The 20783-nt window shown below is 70.2% G+C and carries 19 protein-coding genes; 2 read left to right on the top strand and 17 right to left on the bottom strand.

The genetic code is table 11. The annotated features are described in order from the left end of the window. The 5 genes from ABL843_RS19770 to ABL843_RS19750 are packed head-to-tail and all read right to left on the bottom strand — an operon-like array spanning position 1 to position 5728. Positions 1-621, bottom strand: a complete 621-nt coding sequence (locus ABL843_RS19770; RefSeq protein WP_418116995.1) for an N-methyl-D-aspartate receptor NMDAR2C subunit — start codon at positions 619-621, stop codon at positions 1-3. Further along, the gene (gene mltB / locus ABL843_RS19765; protein ID WP_418116994.1) at positions 618-1742 is read right to left on the bottom strand and encodes a lytic murein transglycosylase B; all 1125 of its coding nucleotides are present in this window, start codon (positions 1740-1742) and stop codon (positions 618-620) included. Before mltB ends, ABL843_RS19770 begins: the two co-directional genes overlap by 4 nt. Positions 1743-1795: 53 nt before the next feature. After that, positions 1796-3820, bottom strand: a complete 2025-nt coding sequence (locus ABL843_RS19760) for a transglutaminaseTgpA domain-containing protein (protein ID WP_418116993.1) — start codon at positions 3818-3820, stop codon at positions 1796-1798. 13 nt (positions 3821-3833) lie between these two features. Continuing rightward, the gene (locus ABL843_RS19755) at positions 3834-4811 is read right to left on the bottom strand and encodes a DUF58 domain-containing protein (protein WP_418116992.1); all 978 of its coding nucleotides are present in this window, start codon (positions 4809-4811) and stop codon (positions 3834-3836) included. Further along, positions 4808-5728: an AAA family ATPase gene (locus tag ABL843_RS19750; RefSeq protein WP_019656061.1), complete on the bottom strand. Its 921-nt coding sequence runs from the start codon at positions 5726-5728 to the stop codon at positions 4808-4810. Before ABL843_RS19750 ends, ABL843_RS19755 begins: the two co-directional genes overlap by 4 nt. A gap of 80 nt (positions 5729-5808) precedes the next feature. Here ABL843_RS19750 and ABL843_RS19745 point away from each other — a divergent pair, with 80 nt between their 5' ends. Together ABL843_RS19745 and ABL843_RS19740 are read left to right on the top strand one after the other, a co-directional pair. Next, positions 5809-6762 carry a histone deacetylase family protein gene (locus ABL843_RS19745; RefSeq protein ID WP_418116991.1) on the top strand — a complete coding sequence of 318 codons (954 nt, stop codon included), beginning with the start codon at positions 5809-5811 and terminating at the stop codon, positions 6760-6762. A 40-nt stretch (positions 6763-6802) separates the two neighbouring features. After that, positions 6803-8086, top strand: coding sequence for a mechanosensitive ion channel family protein (locus ABL843_RS19740; protein WP_126021810.1), 1284 nt, complete (start codon positions 6803-6805; stop codon positions 8084-8086). Between the two features lie 15 nt (positions 8087-8101). On the opposite strand, the gene ABL843_RS19735 is transcribed toward ABL843_RS19740, so the two are convergent. The 12 genes from ABL843_RS19735 to ABL843_RS19680 all read right to left on the bottom strand — a co-directional run bounded on the left by ABL843_RS19735 (position 8102) and on the right by ABL843_RS19680 (position 20768). Further along, positions 8102-9376, bottom strand: coding sequence for an aspartate aminotransferase family protein (locus tag ABL843_RS19735; RefSeq protein WP_418116990.1), 1275 nt, complete (start codon positions 9374-9376; stop codon positions 8102-8104). After that, positions 9369-10463 (bottom strand): phosphotransferase, encoded by a 1095-nt coding sequence (locus tag ABL843_RS19730; RefSeq protein ID WP_418116989.1) that lies wholly within the window; start codon positions 10461-10463, stop codon positions 9369-9371. Before ABL843_RS19730 ends, ABL843_RS19735 begins: the two co-directional genes overlap by 8 nt. Continuing rightward, a complete protein-coding gene (locus ABL843_RS19725; protein ID WP_418116988.1) occupies positions 10463-11491 on the bottom strand; it encodes a histone deacetylase family protein in 1029 nt (342 codons plus the stop codon). The genes ABL843_RS19730 and ABL843_RS19725 overlap by 1 nt, the downstream gene beginning before the upstream one ends. Before the next feature lie 9 nt (positions 11492-11500). Continuing rightward, positions 11501-12205, bottom strand: a complete 705-nt coding sequence (locus ABL843_RS19720; RefSeq protein WP_418116987.1) for an SDR family NAD(P)-dependent oxidoreductase — start codon at positions 12203-12205, stop codon at positions 11501-11503. A 1-nt stretch (position 12206) separates the two neighbouring features. Then, positions 12207-12899 (bottom strand): GntR family transcriptional regulator, encoded by a 693-nt coding sequence (locus ABL843_RS19715; RefSeq protein ID WP_418116986.1) that lies wholly within the window; start codon positions 12897-12899, stop codon positions 12207-12209. Positions 12900-12930: 31 nt separating this feature from the next. Beyond that, positions 12931-13866, bottom strand: a complete 936-nt coding sequence (locus ABL843_RS19710; protein ID WP_418116985.1) for a DMT family transporter — start codon at positions 13864-13866, stop codon at positions 12931-12933. An 82-nt stretch (positions 13867-13948) separates the two neighbouring features. Continuing rightward, on the bottom strand, positions 13949-14986 hold the full coding sequence (locus ABL843_RS19705; protein WP_418116984.1) for a histone deacetylase family protein: 1038 nt from the start codon (positions 14984-14986) through the stop codon (positions 13949-13951). A gap of 1 nt (position 14987) precedes the next feature. Beyond that, positions 14988-16361, bottom strand: a complete 1374-nt coding sequence (locus tag ABL843_RS19700) for an aspartate aminotransferase family protein (RefSeq protein WP_418116983.1) — start codon at positions 16359-16361, stop codon at positions 14988-14990. A 29-nt stretch (positions 16362-16390) separates the two neighbouring features. Continuing rightward, entirely contained in the window at positions 16391-17299 is a 909-nt protein-coding gene (locus ABL843_RS19695; RefSeq protein WP_418116982.1) for a 2-hydroxyacid dehydrogenase, read from the bottom strand. Further along, on the bottom strand, positions 17296-18933 hold the full coding sequence (locus ABL843_RS19690) for an ABC transporter ATP-binding protein (protein WP_418120492.1): 1638 nt from the start codon (positions 18931-18933) through the stop codon (positions 17296-17298). Before ABL843_RS19690 ends, ABL843_RS19695 begins: the two co-directional genes overlap by 4 nt. A gap of 2 nt (positions 18934-18935) precedes the next feature. Continuing rightward, positions 18936-19778 (bottom strand): ABC transporter permease, encoded by an 843-nt coding sequence (locus ABL843_RS19685; protein ID WP_019656076.1) that lies wholly within the window; start codon positions 19776-19778, stop codon positions 18936-18938. 15 nt (positions 19779-19793) lie between these two features. Beyond that, a complete protein-coding gene (locus ABL843_RS19680) occupies positions 19794-20768 on the bottom strand; it encodes an ABC transporter permease (RefSeq protein WP_418116981.1) in 975 nt (324 codons plus the stop codon). Positions 20769-20783: the final 15 nt, after the last annotated feature.

Raw genomic sequence — 20783 nt, 5'->3', positions numbered from 1 at the left:
TCAGCCTGCGATGGAGCGCTGCAGATTGGCGCGTGCACGTGCTTCCAGCTGTTCGTGCATGCGCGGCGTGGCGTAGATGGCGTCGCGGTCCAGGAAGCGCTGAAGGATCGCACGGCGACGCGGCAGCCGCACTTCATCGGGAACGAAGGCGTATTCGGCCTGCACCTGCCGCTCGTATTCGTCGAAGCGCGCGCGCTCGGCGCCGAGGATCGACAGGTCGATGTCTATCAGCAGTTCGGCGTCGCGGCCCTGGGGCACGGCGTCGTGGCGCGTCGCCATCACGAGCGCATGGACGCGTTCGGCCGCATTCGCCGCGGCGCCGGCTTCGAGCAGGGCCTGCCGCGCCCAGTCCGCGCTGCGCGCCTCGTTGTCATGTGCATGCACGTCGTAGATCGCGTCGTGGAACCACAGCGCCAGCGCGACTTCGCCGGGGTGTTCGGCCAGCGCCTTCTCGCGCTCGAACCACGCGAGGCATTCGCCCAGGTGCTGCATGGTGTGGTAGTGGCGCTGCGGCTCGGCGTAGCGGCGCTGGAGTTGGTCGCATAGCGCGTTGCCGGGCGAGGCGACGCCCAGTGCGCCCCACGCGCCGTTCCAGTTCGCCAGCAGCGCCTCGGGCGTCATCGGGCCGCCTGTTGCTGCTGCTCCATCGCCGCCTTGACTTCCTGTCCCAGGTCGAGCACCGACATGGCGTAGTAGCTGCTCCAGTTGTAGCGCGTGATCACGTAGAAGTTGCGCGTGCCGGCCACGTAGGTCGGCGGCATGTCCAGGCCGTTCTGCAGCTCGACCAGCGCGAACAGGCCCTTGTGGTTGATGCCGTCGCCCTCGGGCACCGCGCCCGCGGCCACGAAGCTGTCGGCGCTGAAGGTCGGCAGGATGTCGGGCGCCAGCAGCAGCGCCTTCTGCAGCCGTGCCTCTTCGAAGTGCACGGGGTAGATGGCGGGCACGCCCGGCTGCCAGCCGAAGGCCTTGAAGTAGCTGGCGACCGAGCCGATCACGTCGGCCGGGTTGTTGACGAGGTCGATGCGGCCGTCGCCGTCGAAGTCGACCGCGTACTTGGCGATGCTGCTGGGCATGAACTGCGGCATGCCCATGGCGCCGGCGTAGCTGCCCACGGGCACCAGCGGGTCTTCGGCGGTGCGGCTCTCGGTGCTCAGGAAGCTTTCGAGCTCGCCGCGGAAGAAGGCCCGGCGGTCGGCCGCGCGCGGATGGGCATCGGGAAAGTCGAAGGACAGCGTGGCCAGCGCGTCGATCACGCGGAAGTTGCCCATGTTGCGGCCGTAGATGGTTTCCACGCCGATGATGCCGACGACGATCTCCGGCGGCACGCCGTACACCTGCTCGGCGCGCGCCAGCGTGTCGGCATTGGCGCGCCAGAAGCGCACGCCGGCGGCGATGCGCACCGGGTCGATGAAGCGGCCGCGGTAGGTCTGCCAGTTCTTCACCGTGCCCACCGGGCCCGGCAGCATCAGCCGCGGCACGTTGGGCAGGAAGCGCGCGCTGCCGATGGTGGCGCGCACCCATTCGCGGTCGAGGCCGCGGCGCTCTGCGACGTCGTCGGCGAACTGCATCGCGTCGTCGCGCGTGGCGTAGGGCGTGCTGCCGCGCACGGGGCTGGCGGCCCCGGCGCGGCCGTTGACGGACTTCTGGGCCAGGGCCCCCGTGGACCATGCGAAGCCGCAGGCGGCCAGGAGGACTGCGGCCGCCGTGGCGGTGCGCGAAGGCTTGGGAAGAAGGAATCGCATGGGCCCATTGTGCCGTCCGCCCGCGCGGGCCTTCTTCAGCGACACATGTGGTTTCAGCCCCTTGCCGGATTGGCGCTGGGCCAGGCGAGCCGGCGGAACTCGGTGCGCAGCGCAGAAAGCGACTGCGGCGAGGCCGGCGCATAGCGCTGCGCCTCCAGCTTGAGCAGCCAGTCGCGCACGGATCGGGCGGCGGGGCCGAAGCGGGCGTCGGCCTCCTGCGCCATCTGCCGCGGCGGCGTGGTCTCGGGCAGCTTCAGTCCGGCCTTGGCCAGGCGTGCGCGGGCCTGGCCCAGCAGGCGCAGCCACGGGTCGTGCCGGCTGCGCTCCCACAGCGTCCAGCCGGCACCGGCCAGGCTGGCGGCCACCAGCAGGTAGAGCAGCACATAGGCCAGGTCTTCGAGGCTCGGCGCATCGAAGCCGATGTTCTTCAGCAGGTTGAGCTGGCGGCTCTGCGTGTAGTTGAGCACCCACTGGTTCCAGCCGTTGTTCACGGCCTCCCAGGCGGCGCGCAGGTTCTGCGCGAGCGTGGGGCTCATCGAGCCGATGGCGCCCGCGAACAGGCCGGGTTGCGGGGTCAGGCGCTGGAACTGGCCGATGCGTCCCGGCGCGACGGAGCCGGTGGGGTCCACGCGCATCCAGCCGGTGCCTTCCTGCCATATCTCCGCCCAGGCGTGGGCATCGCTCTGGCGCACGATCCAGTAGTTGTCGACGTTGTTGAGCTCGCCGCCCTGGTAGCCGGTGACGATGCGCGAGGGGATGCCCAGGTTGCGCATCAGCACCACGAAGGCCGAGGCGATGTGCTCGCAGAAGCCTTCCTTGCGGTCGAACCAGAACTCGTCGGCGGTGTCGTTGCCGTAGACGCCCGGCTCCAGCGTGTAGCTGTAGCCGCCGGTGCGCAGGCGGCGCAGCGCGGCCTGCACGAAGGCCTGCGTGTCGGCCTGGGCCAGCGCGGGGTCGGCGCGCATCTCGGCCGCCAGCGCGGCGGTGCGCGGATTGGTGCCGGGCGGCAGCGAAAGGTAGGCCTGCAACTGGCCGCCCACGCGCTTGAGCGGGCCGCTCTGGAACTGCGTGTAGCTCTCGGCGTTGTAGCGCACGAGGTCGTTGATGGGGCGGCTGGCGAACCACTGCAGGTCGGGCGTGCCGCTGACCTCGAAGCCGGGCACCTCGGGAGCTCGCTGCGCGACGTCGAGCGTCAGCAGCCAGGGGCGGTTGCTGGCTTCGAGCGTCACTTCGTAGCGCACCGGTGCGCCGCTCACGCGCAGGTTGGACGACCACTGCGAGCCGCGTGCCCAAGAGGGCAGCGCGGTCCACTCGCGGCCGTCGAACTGCGCCAGCACCGGTCCGCGGAAGTACAACTGGCTCTGCGGCGGCGCGCGGCCGTCCTCGAACTTGATGCGCGCGGCGATGCGGTCGTCGAGTGCCAGTTCGGCGATGGTGCCCACGCGTATGGTGTTCGACAGGCCGCTGCGCCCCATCATCGCGTCGCTGGGCGTGCCCCACAGCGGCGCGAAGCGCGGGAAAAGTAGGAACAGCGCGAGCATGATCGGCGCGCCCGCCAGCGCCATCCATCCGGCGGTGCGCGCGGCCTGCATCAGCGGCGGCCGGCCCACGGGCATGTGCGCGTTGACCAGCGCGGTCAGCAGGCCCAGCAGCGCCAGCAGCATGGTGAAGGCCGTCAGCAGCGACTGCGAGTAGAAGAAGTTCGTGAGCATCGCGAAGAAGCCCAGGAAGAAGACGACGAAGGCATCGCGCCGCGCGCGCAGCTCCAGTGTCTTGAGCGCGAGCAGGCTCACGATCAGCGTGACGCCCGCGTCGCGGCCCAGCAGCGTGCGGTGGGTGGCGTAGGTGGCGCCCAATATCAGCGCCAGCAGGGCGAGGCGCCACCACCGGCCGGGAAGCGGACGCGCCTGCACGGCCAGCGAGGCGCGCCACAGCAGCACCATCGCGGTGAGGGACGAGCACCACCACGGCAGGTTCTCGATCTGCGGCAGCAGGATCAGGCCGATCACGCAGAGAAGAAAAAGGGTGTCCCGTGCGTCGCGCGGCAGCGAGGCGAGTTCGCGCATCACTCTGTTCATGCGGCGCTTCCGTTCAGCAGAGGGCCAGGGCCTCGAGGCAGGCCCGGCGGTGGGCCTCGCCCTGGGAGGGCTTCACGACCCGGCCGGCCACCCGCAGGCCGTAGTCGACGCCCAGGCGGTCGGCCATCAGCACCCAGGCGCACAGGCGCGAGAGTCGGCCTTCGGTGTCGGCGAGGCCGGTGGCCTGCGCATCGAGCCAGAGCTCCTCGCGCTGGGCCTGCTGGGTATCGCGGCTGACCAGGTCTTCGGAGCCGGTCGCCTGCGCACGCGCGGCCTTCTTCCAGACCACGAGCTTGAGCGGATCGCCGCGGCGGTAGGCGCGCACGCCGTCGTATTCGCCGGCGCTGTGGGCGCGCATCCAGGCGGTCAGCGCGGCCGGCCCGGAAAGGGGCTCGCCGGGAGGCAGCGGCGGCGGGTGCGCCTCGGGCGTGGGGTAGACCAGCATCTGCGCGGCCGGCCGCCAGACCGTCCACACACGGAAGGTGCCGAGCGGAAAGCGCGTTTCGGCCGTGAGCGGCGGCACCGGGTGCAGTCCGCGCCGCTCGGGCTGGAAGGCGATCTCGACGGTGGACGTGCCTTCGGCCGGCACGTCGGTCCAGGCCCATTGCCCGCTGCCGCGCACTGCCATGCCGATGCCGTAGCGCACGCGGCGCCGGGTGTTGTGCAGCACCACCCGGAACACGGCTGCCGCGCCCGCGTAGTGCGGCTCCGGCTGCACCATGTGCATCGCCAGCCCGCGCAGCGTGCCGTGGCACACATGCATGCCCACGGCCACGCTGCCGGCGAGCAGGAAGGTCAGCAGGTAGCCCAGGTTGAGCTGGTAGTTGATCGAGGCGATCAGCAGCACCAGCAGCGTCGCGCCCAGCGTCCAGCCGGCCCGCGTGGGCAGGATGTAGACGTTGCGCTGGGTGAGCTCCAGCGTGTCGGACGGCGCCCGGCGCGACAGGAACCAGCCGTCGATGCGCGAGCGCAGGACGCCCACAGGGTTCACGGTAGGGGCACCGCGGCGATCATGGCCCGGACCTGCTCGACAGCGCCGCGTCCGGCGTCGCCCACGGGCGTGAGGCGGTGCGCGATGGTCTGCGGCAGCACGGCCTGCACGTCGTCTGGCGCGACGTAGTTGCGGTTGGCCAGCAGCGCCTGCGCCTTGGCGGCGCGCAGCACCGCGATGCCGGCGCGCGGCGACAGGCCCTGCAGGAACCATCGGCCCGAGCGGGTCGCAGCGATCAGATCCTGCACGTAGTTGAGCAGCGGATCGGCCGCGTGCACCTGCTGCACGCGCTGCTGCAGCGCGGTCAGCTCGCCGGCAGTCAGCATCGCTGGCAGCGTGGCCAGCATCTCGCGGCGGTCGATGCCGGCGAGCAGCTGGCGCTCGGCGGCGCGGTCGGGGTAGCCGAGCGAGATGCGCATCAGGAAGCGGTCGAGCTGCGACTCGGGCAGGGCGAAGGTGCCGAGCTGGTCCTGCGGGTTCTGCGTGGCGATGACGAAGAAGGGAGAGGGCAGGGGGCGGGTCTCGCCTTCGATGGTGACCTGCTTCTCTTCCATGGCCTCCAGCAGCGCGCTCTGGGTCTTGGGGCTGGCGCGGTTGATCTCGTCGGCCAGCAGCACCTGCGCGAAGATCGGCCCAGGGTGGAAGGTGAAGGCCTGCTGGCCCCGGTCGTAGATCGCCACGCCCGAAAGGTCGCCCGGCATCAGGTCGGCTGTGAACTGCACCCGCGAGAACTGCAGTCCGAAGGTGTGCGAGAGCGCGTGTGCGAGCGTGGTCTTGCCCACGCCCGGCACGTCCTCGATCAGCAGGTGGCCGCCCGCCAGCAGGCAGGCCACGCAGTCGCGAACCTGGGCCTCTTTGCCCACGATCACCGTGTTAAGCTGGGTTAACAAAGTGGCTAGCTTTGCGGCAACGTCCATATTTGTATCCATATGCAAACGATACCGTAAGACCTGCCGGCCCCATGCCGCGTGAGGTCTAGACGTGGCGATAGAGACACATGGGCAAGACAGGCTACTTCACACACCGGGACTTCTGGAAGCACGACATGGGCGCAGGGCATCCCGAGTGCCCCGGCCGGCTCGATGCCATCGAGGACCGCCTGCTGCTCACCGGCGTGGGCGACGCGCTGGAGCACCGCGAGGTGCCGCTGGCCACGCTGGAGCAACTCACCCGGGCGCACAGCACCGAGCACGTCGAGCACCTGGAGTCGCTGCACCAGCGCCTGGTGGCCGACGAGCCTGCCGGCGGCCCCGACCACGCGCAGGTCGACCCCGACACCACGCTCACCCGCTTCACCCTGCTGGCCGCGCGCCGGGCGGCCGGCGCCGCGATCGCCGCGACCGACGCCGTGATCGCGGGCGACCTGGAAAACGCCTTCTGCTCGGTGCGCCCGCCCGGCCACCATGCCTGCCGGGAGCAGGCGATGGGCTTCTGCTTCTTCAACAATGTCGCCATCGCCGCGCGGCACGCCATCGAGGCGCACGGCATCGAGCGCGTGGCCATCGTCGATTTCGACGTGCACCACGGCAACGGCACCGAGGACATTCTTTCCAACGACCCGCGCGTGCTGATGGTGGGTTTCTTCCAGCATCCGTTCTACCCGTACAGCGGCACCAGCCACCCGGCGCCGAACATGCTCAACCTGCCGATCCCGGCGTACACCCGGGGCATGGACGTGCGCGAGATGATCGAGGCGACCTGGATGCCGCGGCTGGAAGAATTCAAGCCGCAGATGATCTTCGTCAGCGCCGGCTTCGATGCGCACCGCGAGGACGACCTGGGCCAGCTGGGCCTCAACGAGAACGACTTCGCCTGGATCACGGGCCGCATACACGATGTTGCCAGGCGGCATTCGAAGGGCCGTATCGTCTCGATGCTCGAAGGCGGCTACAACCTCGACGCGCTGGCGCGCAGCGTGGAAGCCCACATCCGCGTGCTGGCGGCGCTGTGACGCAGCGGGCGCTGTCGGCGCCCGTTTCTTCTCTCAATAGATGAATTTCAACGACTTCCTCCAACGGCTGAACCAGGTCGACGCGCGCGGCCTGGGCATCGAACTGGTCGCGCTGGTGGCCTGCGTGGCGCTGGCCTGGGCCATCTGCAAGTGGTTCGGCCGCGACCAGCCGAAAGACTCGATCTGGTTCGGCGAGAGCACCTTCGACGGCCTGCTGTTCCCGCTGCTGGCGCTGGTGTTCACCGACCTGGCCCGGCGAGCGGCGCTCGACTTCCAGACCGTGCTGGTGCTGCGCATCGCGGTGCCGGTGTTCCTGTCGCTGGCGGTCATCCGGCTGTTCGCGCGGGTGCTCAGGGCGGTGTTTCCGGCCTCCAACCTCGTCAGGCTGATCGAGCGCACCATCTCCTGGCTGGCCTGGATCGCGGCGGTGCTCTGGATCGTGGGGCTGCTGCCGCCGGTGCTGGCCGAGCTCGACGACATCACGCTCGCCTTCGGCAAGACGCGGGTGAGCCTGCAGACCATCTTCCAGGGCGTGCTGTCGGCGGGCGTGGTGCTGATGATCTCGCTGTGGATCTCCAGCACCATCGAGAAGCGCATCTTGCGCGAGGCGGTTTCCGACCTTTCGATGCGCAAGGTGGCCTCGAACGCGGTGCGCGCCTTCCTGCTGCTGGTGGGCCTGCTGTTCGCGCTCTCGGCGGTTGGGGTGGATCTCACGGCGCTTTCGGTGCTGGGCGGCGCGCTCGGCGTGGGCCTGGGCTTCGGCCTGCAGAAGCTGGCGGCCAACTACGTGAGCGGCTTTGTGATCCTGCTGGAGCGCTCCATCCGCATCGGCGACAACGTGAAGGTCGACACCTTCGAGGGCCGCATCACCGACATCAAGACCCGCTACACGCTGATCCGCGCGGGCAACGGGCGCGAGGCCATCGTGCCGAACGAGTCGCTGATCACCAGCCGGGTCGAGAACCTCTCGCTGGCCGACCGCAAGTTCAACATCACGACCACCATCGTGGTCGGCTACGACAGCGACGTGGCGCAGGTGCAATCCATCCTCTGCGAGGCCGCCAAGGCCCAGCCGCGCGTGATGACCGACCCGGCACCGGTGGCCTTCCTCATGAACTTCGCGCCCGACGGGCTGGAGTTCACGCTCAACTTCTGGGTGGCCGACCCCGACAAGGGCAAGGACAACCTGCGCTCGGCGATCAACATCGCGATCCTCGACGGGCTGCGCGGGGCGGGGATCGACATTCCGTATCCGCAGCGGGTGGTGCGGGTGGAGTCTTTGCCGGCCGGGGCGGAGTCCGTGGCCGTGCCCACGGAAAAATAGCCGCCCTCGGGGGCGCTAACCGAGCGTGCCCAGCACCCCGTCCAGCCGCTCGACCAGCAGGTCGGCATGCTCGCGCGTGAACACCAGCGGCGGCCTGATCTTCAGCACGTTGCCCTGCGGCCCCGTCGCGCTCAGCAGCACCTGCCGCTGCCGCAGCCCATTGACCACCTTGGCCGCCTGCGCGGTGGCCGGCGCGCGCGTGGCGCGGTCGGTCACGAGTTCCAGCCCGATGAAGAGTCCGGCGCCGCGCGCTTCGCCGACCAGGGCATGGTGCTGGCCGAGCGCGGCCAGGCGCTCGCGCAGGTAGCTGCCGACTTCTAGGGCGTTGCGCTGCAGATCGTTCTGCTCGATCACATCGAGCACGGCCGCAGCTGCAGCCATCGACACCGGATTGCCGCCGAAGGTGTTGAAGTAGCGGCTGGCCTGGCCGAATTCCTTCATGACCTCGGGGCGCACCACCAAGCCGGCGACGGGGTGGCCGTTGCCCATGGGCTTGCCCATGGTCACGATGTCGGGCACCACGCCGTGGCGCATGAAGCCCCAGAAGGCCTCGCCGGTGCGGCCGAAGCCGGGCTGTACCTCGTCGGCGATGAACACGCCGCCTGCGGCGTGGATCGCCTCCACCGCTTCGCGCAGGAAGCCGGTCGGGGCGGTGAACACACCGTCGCTGGAGAACACCGTGTCCACGAGCAGCGCGGCGGGCGCGATGCCGTGCGCCTCGAGGTCGGCCACGGCCGCGCGCACGCCGTCGGCGAAGCGCTGGCCCGTCGTGGCATCTCCGCCCTCGGGCGCATCCACCAGCCGCACGTGCTCGCCCACGCGCACGTACTGGCCCAGCGAGGGCGAGGCGCAGGCGAGGGCCGAGGTCACGCCGTGGTACGCGAAGCGGGTGACGATCAGGCCGGTGTTGCCGGTGTGCGCCGTGGCGATGCGCATGGCGAGGTCGTTGGCCTCGCTGCCGGTACAGGTGAAGGTGGCGTGGCCGAGCTGGGGCGGCATGGTGGCCAACAGGCGCTCCGCATAGTCGAGGATGCCTTCGTGCAGGTAGCGCGTGTGCGTGTTGAGCACGGCCGCCTGTCGCGCGATGGCCTCGACCACCTCGGGCCGCGCATGGCCCAGTGGCACCACGTTGTTGTAGGCGTCCAGCCAGGGCGTGCCGGCGGCGTCGTAGAGCCACACGCCTTCGCCGCGCACGGGGTGGAAGGGCTCGTCGTAGAAGAGCCTGTAGGCCGGCCCGAGCAGGCGGGCGCGGCGCGCGAGCAGGTCGTCGGTAGTTTTCTTCTCAGTCATGGATGGCTTCCGTGGTGCGGCAGGCGGCCTGGATGGCGGCCTGCACCTGTTCGGGCGTCAGTGCGGCGCAGGCCTGCAGCCTTGCCCACGAGACGGCGTTGTTGCGCATGAGGTAGGCGGCGTTGTCGGGCTGGCGCGCCGCGCGCCAGCCGCTGATGGCGACCACCATGGCCAGCCGCGCGCGCACGAGGTCGAGCAGGGCGTGGGTCTCGGCGTCGGTCAGCGGCGAGACGGCGTGGTAGTCGGCCGCGAAGCGCGCGATCGTCGCGAGCGCGTCGCCCTGTTCGTCGATGTGGTACGAGGTGGCGACGGCCAGGTCGTCCACAAGCGGCGCATGCACCATGTCGCCGAAATCGAGGATGCCCGCCACGCGCGCCGGCTCGTCCGGATCGACCAGCAGGTTGTAGAGGTTGAAGTCGTTGTGGATGGGCTGGCGGCGAAGCGCGGCCAACGTGGGCTTGGTGCGCTGCACGAAGCCGTCGAGCGCGGTCTCGGCCAGCGCGCGGCGGGCGGGGTCGGCCACGTGCACCAGCAGTGCGCGCACGCGATCGGCGCGCTGGATGTCCCAGGGCAGCTCGCGCGCGCCGGCAGGGTGCTCGAAGCTGGCCAGCGCCAGGTCCAGCCGCGCGAGCATGCGGGCCACGCTGCTGCGCTGTGCCGCCGAGCGTGGCGCCTGCGGCATGGGCAGGCCTTCGAGGTAGCTGAAGAGGCGCGCCACGCGCGTGCGGCCCTCGGCGTCTTCGATCTGCACCGAGGCTGCGCCGGAACGGTCGGGTAGCAGGCGCTGCACCGGCAGGCCGGGGTCCGTGCGCGCGAGGTGCAACAGCGCCTGCGTCTGGAAGTCGGCGACCAGCGGATCTTCGTCGGGGTGCGAGAGCTTGAGCATGCAGCGCGCGCCGCCGCCTTCCGGCTCCAGCAGGAAGTTGGCATCGCGCTCGCCCGTGAGCGGCTTGAGGCTGCCCTGCATTCCGTAGAGGCGCTGCAGCAGGTCCGCCGCCCAGTCCGTCTCAACGGGTGCGGGCGGCGCAGTCAGCACCACCGCTTCGGGCAGGGCAGTGCGGATGGCGGCGTCGAGGTCGTGCGTCATCAGGCCGCCTTCTCGAAGCCGCCTAGCGCGCTGGCGAGGTTGAGGCCCAGGTCTTCCGACAGGTAGCCGCCTTCCTGCACCAGCACCGTGGGCAGCCCTAGGCGCGCGATCTCGCCGAGGATGCGGCCGAAGCCCGCGGTGCTCACGGCCAGCGCCTGGTAGGGATCGTTCTCGTGTGCGTCCAGGCCCATGGCCACGACCAGCGCGCCGGGGGCAAAGGCGCGGATGGTCGCGTGCGCCGTCATGAGCGCGGCCAGGAAGCCCTCGTCGCCGGTACCGCGCGCCAGCGGCAGGTTCAGGTTGTAGCCCAGGCCTTCGCCTTCGCCGGTCTCGTGCGCATGGCCGGTGAAGAAGGGCGTGCAGAAATGCGGGTCACCGTGCAGCGAGACGGTCAGCACGTCCTTGCGGCGCCAGAAGATGCCCTGCGTGCCGTTGCCGTGGTGCACGTCGATGTCGAGGATGGCCACGCGGTCGTGCCTGCTGCGCAGGTGCTGCGCCGCGATGGCCGCGTTGTTGAGGTAGGTGAAGCCGTTGGCGCGGTCGGCGTAGGCGTGGTGGCCGGGCGGCCGGCACAGCGCGTAGGCTGCTCGCTCGCCGTCCAGCACGAGCTGCGCGGCATGCGTGGCCACGTGCGCCGACCAGGTCGCGGCATGCCAGGTGTGGCGGCCGATGGAGCAGGCCATGTCGCCCATGTGGTAGCCGGCCTGGCCGACCAGGCTGTCGGGGTAGGTGAAGGGCTGGCCCGGAAACGGGTGGACGTTGGGCATGACCTCCTCGGAGGCGCCCTCGAGCTGCTGCCAGCGCTCCCAGGCGGTCTCCAGGAAGCGCAGGTACTGTGGCGTGTGGATCGCCGCGCGCGGGCCGGGCCCGTGGTCCTCGGGCGCGACGATGTCGTGGCCCTGCGCACGCGCGGCGTTCAGCAGCAGCGTGCCGCGCTCGGGCTGCTCGTTGCTGCGCTTCATGCGCCCGCGCACGATGAACTGCTGCGGATCGTGGCCGGTGTGCTGGTCGCTGTAGATGACTTTCATGTCGGGCTTTCAGTATTGGGGTTCGACGGTCCAGCTGATGGGAATCTCGGCGACGCTGGCCGAGGCCGGCAGTTCGAGCACCGTCCGTGCGATGCGGGCCACGTCCTCGGGCCGCGTGGCCTGCCGTTGCTGCTCGGGCGGCAGGCCGGCCGCCATGTCGGTGGCGACGAAGCCCGGGCACAACGCGGTGCAGCGCACGCGCGATTCGGCGCCGCAATGCCGGATGCCATGGGCCAGCGACAGCACCGCCGCCTTGCTCAGCGCGTAGAGCGAGGCATCGGCCGTGCGCACGCGCTTGGCCGCGAGCGAGGCCATCACCAGCACCTTGCCTTCGTCGGCCGCCAGCAGATGCGGCCAGGCCTTGCGCGTGAGCCGCAGCGGCGACTTGACGTTGACTTCCAGCAGCCGGTCGACCTCCGCGTCGTCCGCATCGATGACCGAGCGCGTGCTGAGGATGCCGGCGTTGTGCACCAGCGCGTCGATGCCGCCGAAGTCGCGCACCGTCGCGGCCACCCAGTCGGTCTCGCTGCGTGCGTCCTCGGCGTCGAAGCGATAGATGCGCACCTGCGCCGGGTCGCGGCCGTCGAAGGCATCGGTGGCGCTGCGCGTGCCCACGCTCACGCGCCAGCCGTGCGCGCGCAGTTCGCGCACGATGGCAAGGCCGATGCCGCGGTTGCCTCCGCTGACCATGGCGACGCGGGGCAGCGGGCTCATCTCAGGTCTTGGTGAAAAGGCCGCGCACGTGGTCCTTGGCGGTCTCGAGGTGGTAGCGCAGCGCGTGCTCGACGGCACCGACGTCGCGCGCCATCATTGCCTTGGCGATGGGCCTGTGCGTCTCGGCCAGCGCCTTCAGGTCGCCGTAGCTGTCTTCGCTGAGCGCGAGGAACATGCGCACCTCGGTCTGCATGTTGTCGAACAGCCGGTGGAGGTAGTGGTTGCCCGACAGCGCGCTGATCGCGAAGTGGAAGTCCAGGTCGAGCGCCACGCGCTCGGGCGACGACAAAATCTCGGCGCGCTCCACCATGTCGTCCACGCGCGCGTCGAGCTGTGCCAACTCGGCATCGGTGGCGTGCGTGCAGGCCAGGGAGGCGCCCAGCAGTTCGAGCTGGATGCGCACCTCGTACAGGTCGTTGACCTGCTTGGGCGAGACGGTGCGCACCGCGAAGCCGTGGCGCGGTCGCGAGATCAGCAGGCCCAGGCTTTCGAGGCGGCGCGCGGCCTCGCGCACGGGCGCGCGGCTCACGCCCATCTGCCGGGCCAGCTCGGCCTCGACGATGCGTTCGCCGGGCGCGATGCGCCCCGACAGGATGGCTTGCTGCAATTGCGCCTCCACCACGCCGACCAGGTCGGGCACCTGGATCGACGAGAAGGCGGGAGGGGTGGCGGCTTCGGGCCGGCTGGTGGTCATCGGAATTCCTTGTCTCGGTCTCTTGTCCGTATCATGCCGGCCCCTCCGTGCCGCTCGCCCCGCGCCGGCCGCCGCCCGAACGGGCCAGGTAGACGCCCGCCACCGCGATCAGCGCCATGCCGGCCAGTGCCGGCCCATCGGGCGGGCGCTGGAACCACAGCGTGCTGATCAGCACCGCCAGCAGCAGCTGCACGTAGTTCAGAGGCGCCAGCGTGGCCGCGCCGACGCGGCGGAACGCGGCCAGCAGCAACAGCTGCGCGCTGCCGCTGACGGCGCCGCCGGCCACCAGCAGCGCCATCTCCGGCCATGGCGGTAACGTGACGTGCGGCATGAACAGCACCGGCAGGTTCGTGATGACCAGGCAGGCCAGCGCCATGTGCGCGAACTGCACGGGCGCCGGCACCAGCCCCGAGAGCCGCCGCGTGAGCACCTGGAAGAGCGCATAGCAGACGGCCGACACCGCCATCAGCAGCGTGCCCGCCAGCGGCAGGCTGCCGCCCGGCCGCACGATGCACAGCATGCCGACGAAGCCCAGCAGCACGGCAGTCCACTGCGCGCGGCCCACGCGCTCGCCAAGCAGCCAGGGCGACAGCGCGACCATGATCAGCGGGGCTGTGAAGTAGATGGCCGTGGCCTCCGCCAGCGGCATGGTGACGAGCGCCGTCATGAAGCAGGTGGCCACGATGGCCAGCGCCACGCTGCGCGCGGCCAGCAGCTTCTGGTGCGGCTGGCGCCACAGGCGCAGGTCGCCGTGCCGCATCAGCAGCACCAGCGCGATGACGCCGATCGCGCTGTAGCGGCCCAGGTTGACGACGGCCGGTGCATGCGTGGCCACCATCTGCTTGGCGAAGGCGTCGTACGCCGCGAACAGCACCAGCGCGCAAAGAAAGAGCGCGATGCCCGCGCCCGCGCTGTTCTCGCCGCGCTCGTCGCGCGCAAGGGAGACGGCGGCGCGTGCGGTGCTCATGCCGGCTGCGACCGTGTCGCTTCCGTCACTGCATCGGGGCTTGCGCCGGTATTTGCATCGCGGCAGGCCGTCGCCGGTACGGTCATGCGCGAAGCCCTTCGAGGAATGCGTCGAGCGCGGCGCCGATGGCCTCGACCATGTAGCCGCCTTCCTGCACCACGACCGTGGGCAGGCCCAGCGCGCGCACGCGCTCGCCCGCGAGGCGGAAGGCCTCCATGTCGAACTTGAGCACGCTGATCGGATCGTCCTTGTAGGTGTCGAAGCCCAGCGGCAGCACCAGCGCCTGTGGCTGGAAGCGCTCGATGGCCGCGGTGGCCTGGTCCAGCGCCTGCGCGAACTCGGCGTTGCCGCTGCCGTGCGCCAGCGGCAGGTTCAGGTTGCAGCCTTCGCCCTCGCCGGTGCCGCGCTCGTGCGCGTAGCCGGTGTACCAGGGGTAATAGCCGGACGGGTCGGCATGCGTGGAGACGGTCAGCACGTCGCTGCGTTCATAGAAGATCTGCTGCGTGCCGTCGCCGTGGTGGGCGTCGATGTCGAGCACGGCCACGCGCGCATGGCGCTTTCGCAGCGTGGCGGCCGCGATGGCGCTGTTGTTCACGTAGCAGAAGCCTGCCGCGCGCGCACGCTGCGCATGATGGCCCGAGGGGCGGCAGAGGGCGTAGGCGATGGGGCCGCCGTCGAGCACCGCCTCGGCCGCCGCCAGCGCGGCGTGGGCCGAGCGCAGGACGGAGCGCCAGGTGTTCGGGCCGATGGGGCATGACAGGTCGCCGACGTACCAGCCCGTCTGCGCCAGCACCGAGGGCGAAGGGCAGGGCCCCACGCGCGGTCCGTGCGGCGACATGTTGGGCAGCACCTCGATGCCCGGCTCCAGCCCGAAGCTTTCGACCTTGCGCCAGCGCTCGAACGCGGTCTCCAGGTAGTCGAGGTAGTCCGTGCTGTGCACCTGCTCCATTGCGGCGCGCCCGGCGTCCGGTGGCGCACTGACCGCGATGCCCCGTGCGGCCAGCGTTGCCATCAAGGCCTCGGCGCGCGTGGGCAGGTCGGCGGGCTTGCAGATGCGGCCCACGCGCATGTACTGCTGCGGCTCGTGCAGCAACTGGTCGTCGCTGAAGAAGGCTTGCATGTCAGTACTCCTTCTCGAAGCGGTCCATGGCGCGCGCCAGGCGCGCGAACAGGTCGTCCAGCTCGGCTCGCGTGATGATCAGCGGCGGGCACAGGCCGATGCTGTCGCCCATGGCGCGCACGATCAGGCCTTCTTCCAGCGCCAGCGCCGCGAAGCGGTAGCCGGCCTTGCGGTCGGCGGCGAAAGGCGTGCGCGTGGCCTTGTCGGCCATGAGCTCGATGGCGCCGATCAGGCCCACGCCGCGCACGTTGCCCACCCAGGGGCGTTCTGCGAAGGCGCGCAGCCCGGCCTGGAACGCAGGGGCGAGCTCGCGCACGTGGTCGAGGATGCGCTCGTCCTCGTACACCTTTAGCGTCTCCAGCGCCACGGCGCAGGCGACGGGATGGCCCGAGTAGGTATAGCCATGGCCGAAGCTGCCGAGCTTGCCGCTGTTGGCGGCGATGGCGCTGTGCACCTTCTCGTTGACCATCACGGCCGAGATCGGCACGTAGCCCGAGGACAGCGCCTTGGCACAACTCAGGATGTCGGGCTGGATGCCGAAGGTGGTGGAGCCGAACATGTTGCCCGTGCGGCCGAAGCCGCAGATGACCTCGTCGGCGATCATGAGCACGCCGTACTTGCGCAGCACGGCCTGCACCTTCTCGAAGTAGCCGGCCGGCGGCACCAGCACGCCGCCCGCGCCCATCACCGGCTCGGCGATGAAGGCTGCCACGGTCTCGGGTCCTTCGGCCAGGATGGTCTGCTCCAACTGTTGAGCGAGGCGGCTGGAGAAGTCCTGCTCCGTCTCGCCGGGTTCGGCGTAGCGGTAGTGGTGCGGGCAGTCCACGTGCAGGAAGCGCGCGGGCGCGGTGGCGATGGGCAGGTCGAAGTCGCGGTGGTTGCCGTCGAGCCCGCCCATGCTGGCGGCGGCCACGGTTACGCCGTGGTAGGCGTTGCGCCGCGCGATGATCTTCTTGCGCTCGGGCTGGCCGATGGCGTTGTGGTAGTACCAGACCATCTTCACCGCGCTGTCGTTGGCCTCGGAGCCCGAGTTGGCGAAGAACACTCGGGCCATGGGCACGGGTGCCAGCGTCAGCAGCCGCTCGGCCAGGTCGGCCACCGCCACGTTGGTGCGCTGGTTGAACGTGTGGTAGTAGGGCAGGGTTTTCAGTGCCTTCGCTCCGGCCTCGGCCAGGCGCTTGTTGGAGAAGCCCAGCGAGGCGCACCACAGGCCCGACATGGCCTCCAGGTAGCGTCGGCCGCTCTCGTCCACGACGTGGATGCCGTCGCCTTCGACGATGACCAGCGGTGGCGTCTGCGGGAGCGCCGCCAGGTTGGTGTACGAATGCAGGTGGGTGGCGACGTCCTTGTCGCCGGTGCCTAGGGGTTCTGCCATGGGGTTCCTCCGTGGATGGCGGGCGGCGTTTACAGCCGCGCCAGGTTGTCGTGGGTCTGCCGCGCGATGGCCTCGGGCCGTGTGCGTGTCGCGATGTGCGGCGTGACGGTGATGCGCGGATGGCGCCAGAACGGGTGGCCTTGCGGCAGCGGCTCCTCGACGAAGGCGTCGAGCACGGCCGAGGCGATCTGGCCGCTCTGCAGCGCGGCCAGCAGGTCGTCCTGTACGAGGTGGGCGCCACGGCCGGCATTGACGAGGCGCGCGCCGCGCGGCAGCTGCGCGAACAACGACGCATCGAGGATGCCGCGCGTGTCGTCGGTCAGCGGCAGCAGGCAGACAAGGGTGTCGCAGCCGGCCAGGAACTCGGCGCGCGCCGCATCGCCGTGGAAGGCCTCGATGCCCTCGGGCAGATCGCCCTTGGGGCTGCGGCTCCAGCCGCGCACCCGGTAGCCGATGGCACGCAGCGCGCGCGCGGCCGACTGCCCAAGCACGCCCAGGCCCGCGATGCCCACGCGGTGCCGGCCCGGTGGCTCGATGGGCGCTTCCTCCCAAGCCGCGCGGCGCTGGCTCTCGAGATAGGCGCCCATGTGGCGCTGGCCGTGCACCACGGCCCACGCCACATAGGCGTTCATGCCATCGGCCATGTCCGGGTCGACGATGCGGCGCACCGGCACGTCGGGAAGCGCCGGGTCGCGCGTGATGTGGTCGGTGCCCGCGCCCACCGACTGCACCAGCCGCAGGCGCGGCATGCGCGCGAGCAGCCCCGGCGGCGGCGACCAGCAGACCACGGTGTCGATGCGGTCGAGCGCGTCCAGCTCCTGCACCTCGGTGTCGATGCGGTGCAGCCGGGCCTTCGGAAAGCGCTCGCGGAAGGCGGGCTGCAGGTAGTCCATGGCGATCTGGTCGGAGACCAGCGCGATGTCGAATTCGTGCGTCATGCGGCCACCGCCTGTTCGGCTGCCGCTGCCGACAGCCTCGGCTGCGCCTCGATCAGCGTGCGCGTGTACGCATGCTGCGGGTTCGCCAGCACCCTGGCGGTCTCGCCGTACTCGACGATCTCGCCGCGCTGCATCACTGCGATGTGGTCGCACATCTCGCCGGCCACGCGCAGGTCGTGCGTGATGAACACCATGGCCAGCTGGAAGCGCTCGCGCACCTCGGCGAAGAGCTTCAGCACCTGGGCCTGCACCGACACGTCGAGCGCCGAGACCGGCTCGTCGGCCACCAGCAGCTGCGGCTCCATGGCCAGCGCGCGCGCGATGCCGATGCGCTGGCGCTGGCCGCCGGAGAACTCGTGCGGAAAGCGCTCCGCCGCGTCGGGCTTGAGGCCCACCAGCTCGAGCAGCTCCATCGCGCGGGCCATGGCCTGCGCCTTGGGAACGCCCTGCGCGATGGGGCCGGCCGCGATGGCCGGGCCGATGCGGTGGCGCGGGTTCAGCGAGGCATACGGGTCCTGGAACACCATCTGGATCTTTCCTTGCGACTGCGCCCGGAACTGAGCGCCCGACTGCAGCGCACGGCCCTTGAACAGCACGCGGCCGCTGTCGAAGGGCGCGAGCCCCACGATGCAGCGGCCCACGGTCGACTTGCCCGAACCCGATTCACCGACCAGCCCCAGCGTCTCGCCGCGGCGCAGCTCGAACGACAGGCCCTTGGCCGCTTCCACGCGCCGGCCCTTGCTGAACAGGCCGCCGCCGGTCACGTAGATCTTGCGCAGTTCCTGCACCTGCAGCACGTGCTCGACGGGGCGCTGCCCGGAAGGCGCGCGCACCTGGCCGTTCGGAATGGCCGCGATGAGCTTGCGCGTGTAGGCATGCTGCGGCCGGGCCAGCACGGCGGAGGCCGGGCCGGCCTCGACCACCTCGCCGGTCTGCATCACGACGACCTGGTCGGCGATCTCGGAGACCACGCCGAAGTCGTGCGTGATGAAAAGCACCGCCGTGCCCTTGCGCTGCTGCAGCTCGCGGATGAGCTTCAGGATCTGCGCCTGCGTGGTCACGTCCAGCGCGGTGGTGGGTTCGTCGCAGATCAGCAGCGCCGGCTCCAGCACCAGCGCGCAGGCGATCATCACGCGCTGGCGCTGCCCGCCGGAGAGGCGGAACGGATAGCTGTCGATCAGCACCTCGGGCTCGGGCAGGCCGACGTCGGCCAGCGCCGCGAGGATGCGCTGGCGCTTCTGCGCGGCCGAGAGCTTCACGTGGGCGTCGAACACCTCGGCGATCTGCTCGCCGATGCGCATGACCGGGTTCAGCGCCGTCATCGGCTCCTGGAACACCATACCGATGCGCCGGCCGCGCAGGGTGCGAAGCTGTGCCTCGTCGAGCTGCAGCAGGTCCTGTCCGTCGAAGAGGATGCGGCCGGCCACGGGCTTCACGTGCGGCCGCGGCAGCAGGCCCATGATGGCGTTGGCGATCATCGATTTGCCGGAGCCCGATTCGCCGACCACGCACAGCGTCTGGCCCGGCAGCAGCTGCAGCGAAGCGCCTCGCACCGCCAGTTCGCGGTCGGCGCCCGGGGGCAGGCGGATGTCCAGGCCCTGGACGTCGAGCACGGGAAGAACGAGCTTTTCCATTTTCATTTGCCCCTCCCGTCGGCGCGCGCGTTGAGTCCGTCGTTCAGGCCTTCGCCGACCAGGTTCAGGGCGAGCACCGTGAGCAGGATGGCCACGCCCGGGAACACCGCCATCCACCATGCCTGGCGCAGCACCGTGCGCGCCGAGCCGACCATGTAGCCCCAGCTCATCTGGTTCGGGTCGCCCAGGCCCAGGAAGCTCAGGCTGGACTCCAGCAGGATGGCCGTGGCCACCATCAACGAGGCCATCACCACGATGGGCGAGGCGGCGTTGGGCAGGATCTGCGTGAGGATGATGCGCGGCGTGGACTGGCCCGCCAGCTGCGCCGCGGCCACGAAGTCGCGCTGGCGCAGCGTGAGGAACTCGCTGCGCACCAGCCGCGCAACCGGCGGCCACGACACGATCGCGATGGCCGTGACGATCGACTGCACCGAAGGCTGGAAGATCGCCACCAGCACGATGGCCAGCGCGAAGCTCGGGATGGCCTGGAACAGCTCGGTGAAGCGCATCAGCGTGGCGTCGATCCAGCCGCCGAAGTAGCCCGAGACGGCGCCGATGCTCACGCCGATCAGCAGCGAGACCACCGTGGACACCACGCCGATCAGCAGCGAGACGCGCGCGCCGGTGACGATGCCCGACAGGATGTCGCGGCCCATGGTGTCGGTGCCCAGGAGCAGGCCCTGTTCCGCCATGGGCGCCGCGAAGGGCGTGCCGACCATGTCCCAAGGGTTGTTCTGTGCGACGAAGGGCCCGAGGGCCGTGACCAGCGCCACCAGCATCAGCACGATCAGGCCGAAGACCGCGCCCTTGTTGCGGCTGAAGCGCCGCCAGAATTTGCTTTTCATGAAGGGCTCCTTGGCTCAGCTCAGCTCGATGCGGGGATCGACGAGCGTGTAGACGAAGTCGGTGATCAGGTTGAACAGCACGGCCATGGCCGCGGTGAACAGGAAGCAGCCGAGCAGCAGGTTGTAGTCGCGCTGCAGCAGCGCGTCGAACATGAGCCGGCCGATGCCGGGCCAGGCGAACACCGTCTCGGTGAGCACGGCGCCGCCGATCATTCCGCCGGCCTGGATACCGGCGAGCGTGACTACCGGCAGCAGCGCGTTGCGCAGGATGTGCTTGCGCTGGATGCGTCCGGGCGCCACGCCCTTGGCGCGCGCTGTCTTCACGAAGTCCATTTGCGCGACTTCCAGCATGGAGGCGCGCGTCATGCGCGCATAGACCGCCATGTAGAACAGCGCCAGCGTGAGCGAAGGCAGGATCAGGTGCCTGGCGATGTCCAGCGCCTTGTCGATGCCCGTGAGGTCCGCGCCCACGGTGAAGAAGCCGAAGGCGGGCAGCAGGTCGAGCTGCACCGTGAAGAGCAGCACCGCCATCATCGCCAGCCAGTAGAGAGGCGTTGCGTAGAACACCAGCGCGACCACTGTGATGAGGCTGTCCTGCCACTTGCCCGCGTTGCGGCTCGCCAGCGCGCCCAGCACGATGCCGAACAGCAGCGAGAGCCCGAAGGCCGTGCCCGTCAGCAGCAGCGTGGCGGGCAGGCGCTGCAGGATCAGGTCAACCACGGGCTGCTGCTGGCGGTAGGAGAAGCCCAGGTCGAGCTTGAGCACGTGGCCCAGGTAGTTGCCGAGCTGTACGGGCAGCGGCTGGTCGAGGCCGAACTGCTGGCGCAGCTGGGCCACGAACTGCGCGTCGGACGCGCCGGCCTCGCCGGCCATGACGGACACCGGATCGCCCGGCGCCGCGCGAACCAGCAGGAAGTTGACGGTGGCGATCACCAGCAGGGCCATCAGGCCCTGCAGCAGCCGCACGGACATGAACTGCAGTCGTTTCATGGCAAGCTCGATTCG

The organism is Variovorax sp. 350MFTsu5.1 (genome assembly GCF_048302515.1).
In the GTDB taxonomy this organism is placed as follows: domain Bacteria; phylum Pseudomonadota; class Gammaproteobacteria; order Burkholderiales; family Burkholderiaceae_C; genus Variovorax; species Variovorax guangxiensis.
This window is presented reverse-complemented; position numbering and strand designations above follow the sequence as displayed.

What these genes read in the sequence shown, in the direction of transcription:
- mltB (WP_418116994.1), bottom strand. Translation starts at nt 1,742, where the DNA reads ATGCGATTCCTTCTTCCCAAGCCTTCGCGCACCGCCACGGCGGCCGCA.
- ABL843_RS19745 (WP_418116991.1), top strand. Translation starts at nt 5,809, where the DNA reads ATGGGCAAGACAGGCTACTTCACACACCGGGACTTCTGGAAGCACGAC.
- ABL843_RS19680 (WP_418116981.1), bottom strand. Translation starts at nt 20,768, where the DNA reads ATGAAACGACTGCAGTTCATGTCCGTGCGGCTGCTGCAGGGCCTGATG.
- ABL843_RS19715 (WP_418116986.1), bottom strand. Translation starts at nt 12,899, where the DNA reads ATGACCACCAGCCGGCCCGAAGCCGCCACCCCTCCCGCCTTCTCGTCG.
- ABL843_RS19740 (WP_126021810.1), top strand. Translation starts at nt 6,803, where the DNA reads ATGAATTTCAACGACTTCCTCCAACGGCTGAACCAGGTCGACGCGCGC.
- ABL843_RS19720 (WP_418116987.1), bottom strand. Translation starts at nt 12,205, where the DNA reads ATGAGCCCGCTGCCCCGCGTCGCCATGGTCAGCGGAGGCAACCGCGGC.
- ABL843_RS19760 (WP_418116993.1), bottom strand. Translation starts at nt 3,820, where the DNA reads ATGAACAGAGTGATGCGCGAACTCGCCTCGCTGCCGCGCGACGCACGG.
- ABL843_RS19750 (WP_019656061.1), bottom strand. Translation starts at nt 5,728, where the DNA reads ATGGACGTTGCCGCAAAGCTAGCCACTTTGTTAACCCAGCTTAACACG.
- ABL843_RS19735 (WP_418116990.1), bottom strand. Translation starts at nt 9,376, where the DNA reads ATGACTGAGAAGAAAACTACCGACGACCTGCTCGCGCGCCGCGCCCGC.
- ABL843_RS19770 (WP_418116995.1), bottom strand. Translation starts at nt 621, where the DNA reads ATGACGCCCGAGGCGCTGCTGGCGAACTGGAACGGCGCGTGGGGCGCA.
- ABL843_RS19710 (WP_418116985.1), bottom strand. Translation starts at nt 13,866, where the DNA reads ATGAGCACCGCACGCGCCGCCGTCTCCCTTGCGCGCGACGAGCGCGGC.
- ABL843_RS19730 (WP_418116989.1), bottom strand. Translation starts at nt 10,463, where the DNA reads ATGACGCACGACCTCGACGCCGCCATCCGCACTGCCCTGCCCGAAGCG.
- ABL843_RS19695 (WP_418116982.1), bottom strand. Translation starts at nt 17,299, where the DNA reads ATGACGCACGAATTCGACATCGCGCTGGTCTCCGACCAGATCGCCATG.
- ABL843_RS19705 (WP_418116984.1), bottom strand. Translation starts at nt 14,986, where the DNA reads ATGCAAGCCTTCTTCAGCGACGACCAGTTGCTGCACGAGCCGCAGCAG.
- ABL843_RS19725 (WP_418116988.1), bottom strand. Translation starts at nt 11,491, where the DNA reads ATGAAAGTCATCTACAGCGACCAGCACACCGGCCACGATCCGCAGCAG.
- ABL843_RS19685 (WP_019656076.1), bottom strand. Translation starts at nt 19,778, where the DNA reads ATGAAAAGCAAATTCTGGCGGCGCTTCAGCCGCAACAAGGGCGCGGTC.
- ABL843_RS19700 (WP_418116983.1), bottom strand. Translation starts at nt 16,361, where the DNA reads ATGGCAGAACCCCTAGGCACCGGCGACAAGGACGTCGCCACCCACCTG.
- ABL843_RS19690 (WP_418120492.1), bottom strand. Translation starts at nt 18,933, where the DNA reads ATGGAAAAGCTCGTTCTTCCCGTGCTCGACGTCCAGGGCCTGGACATC.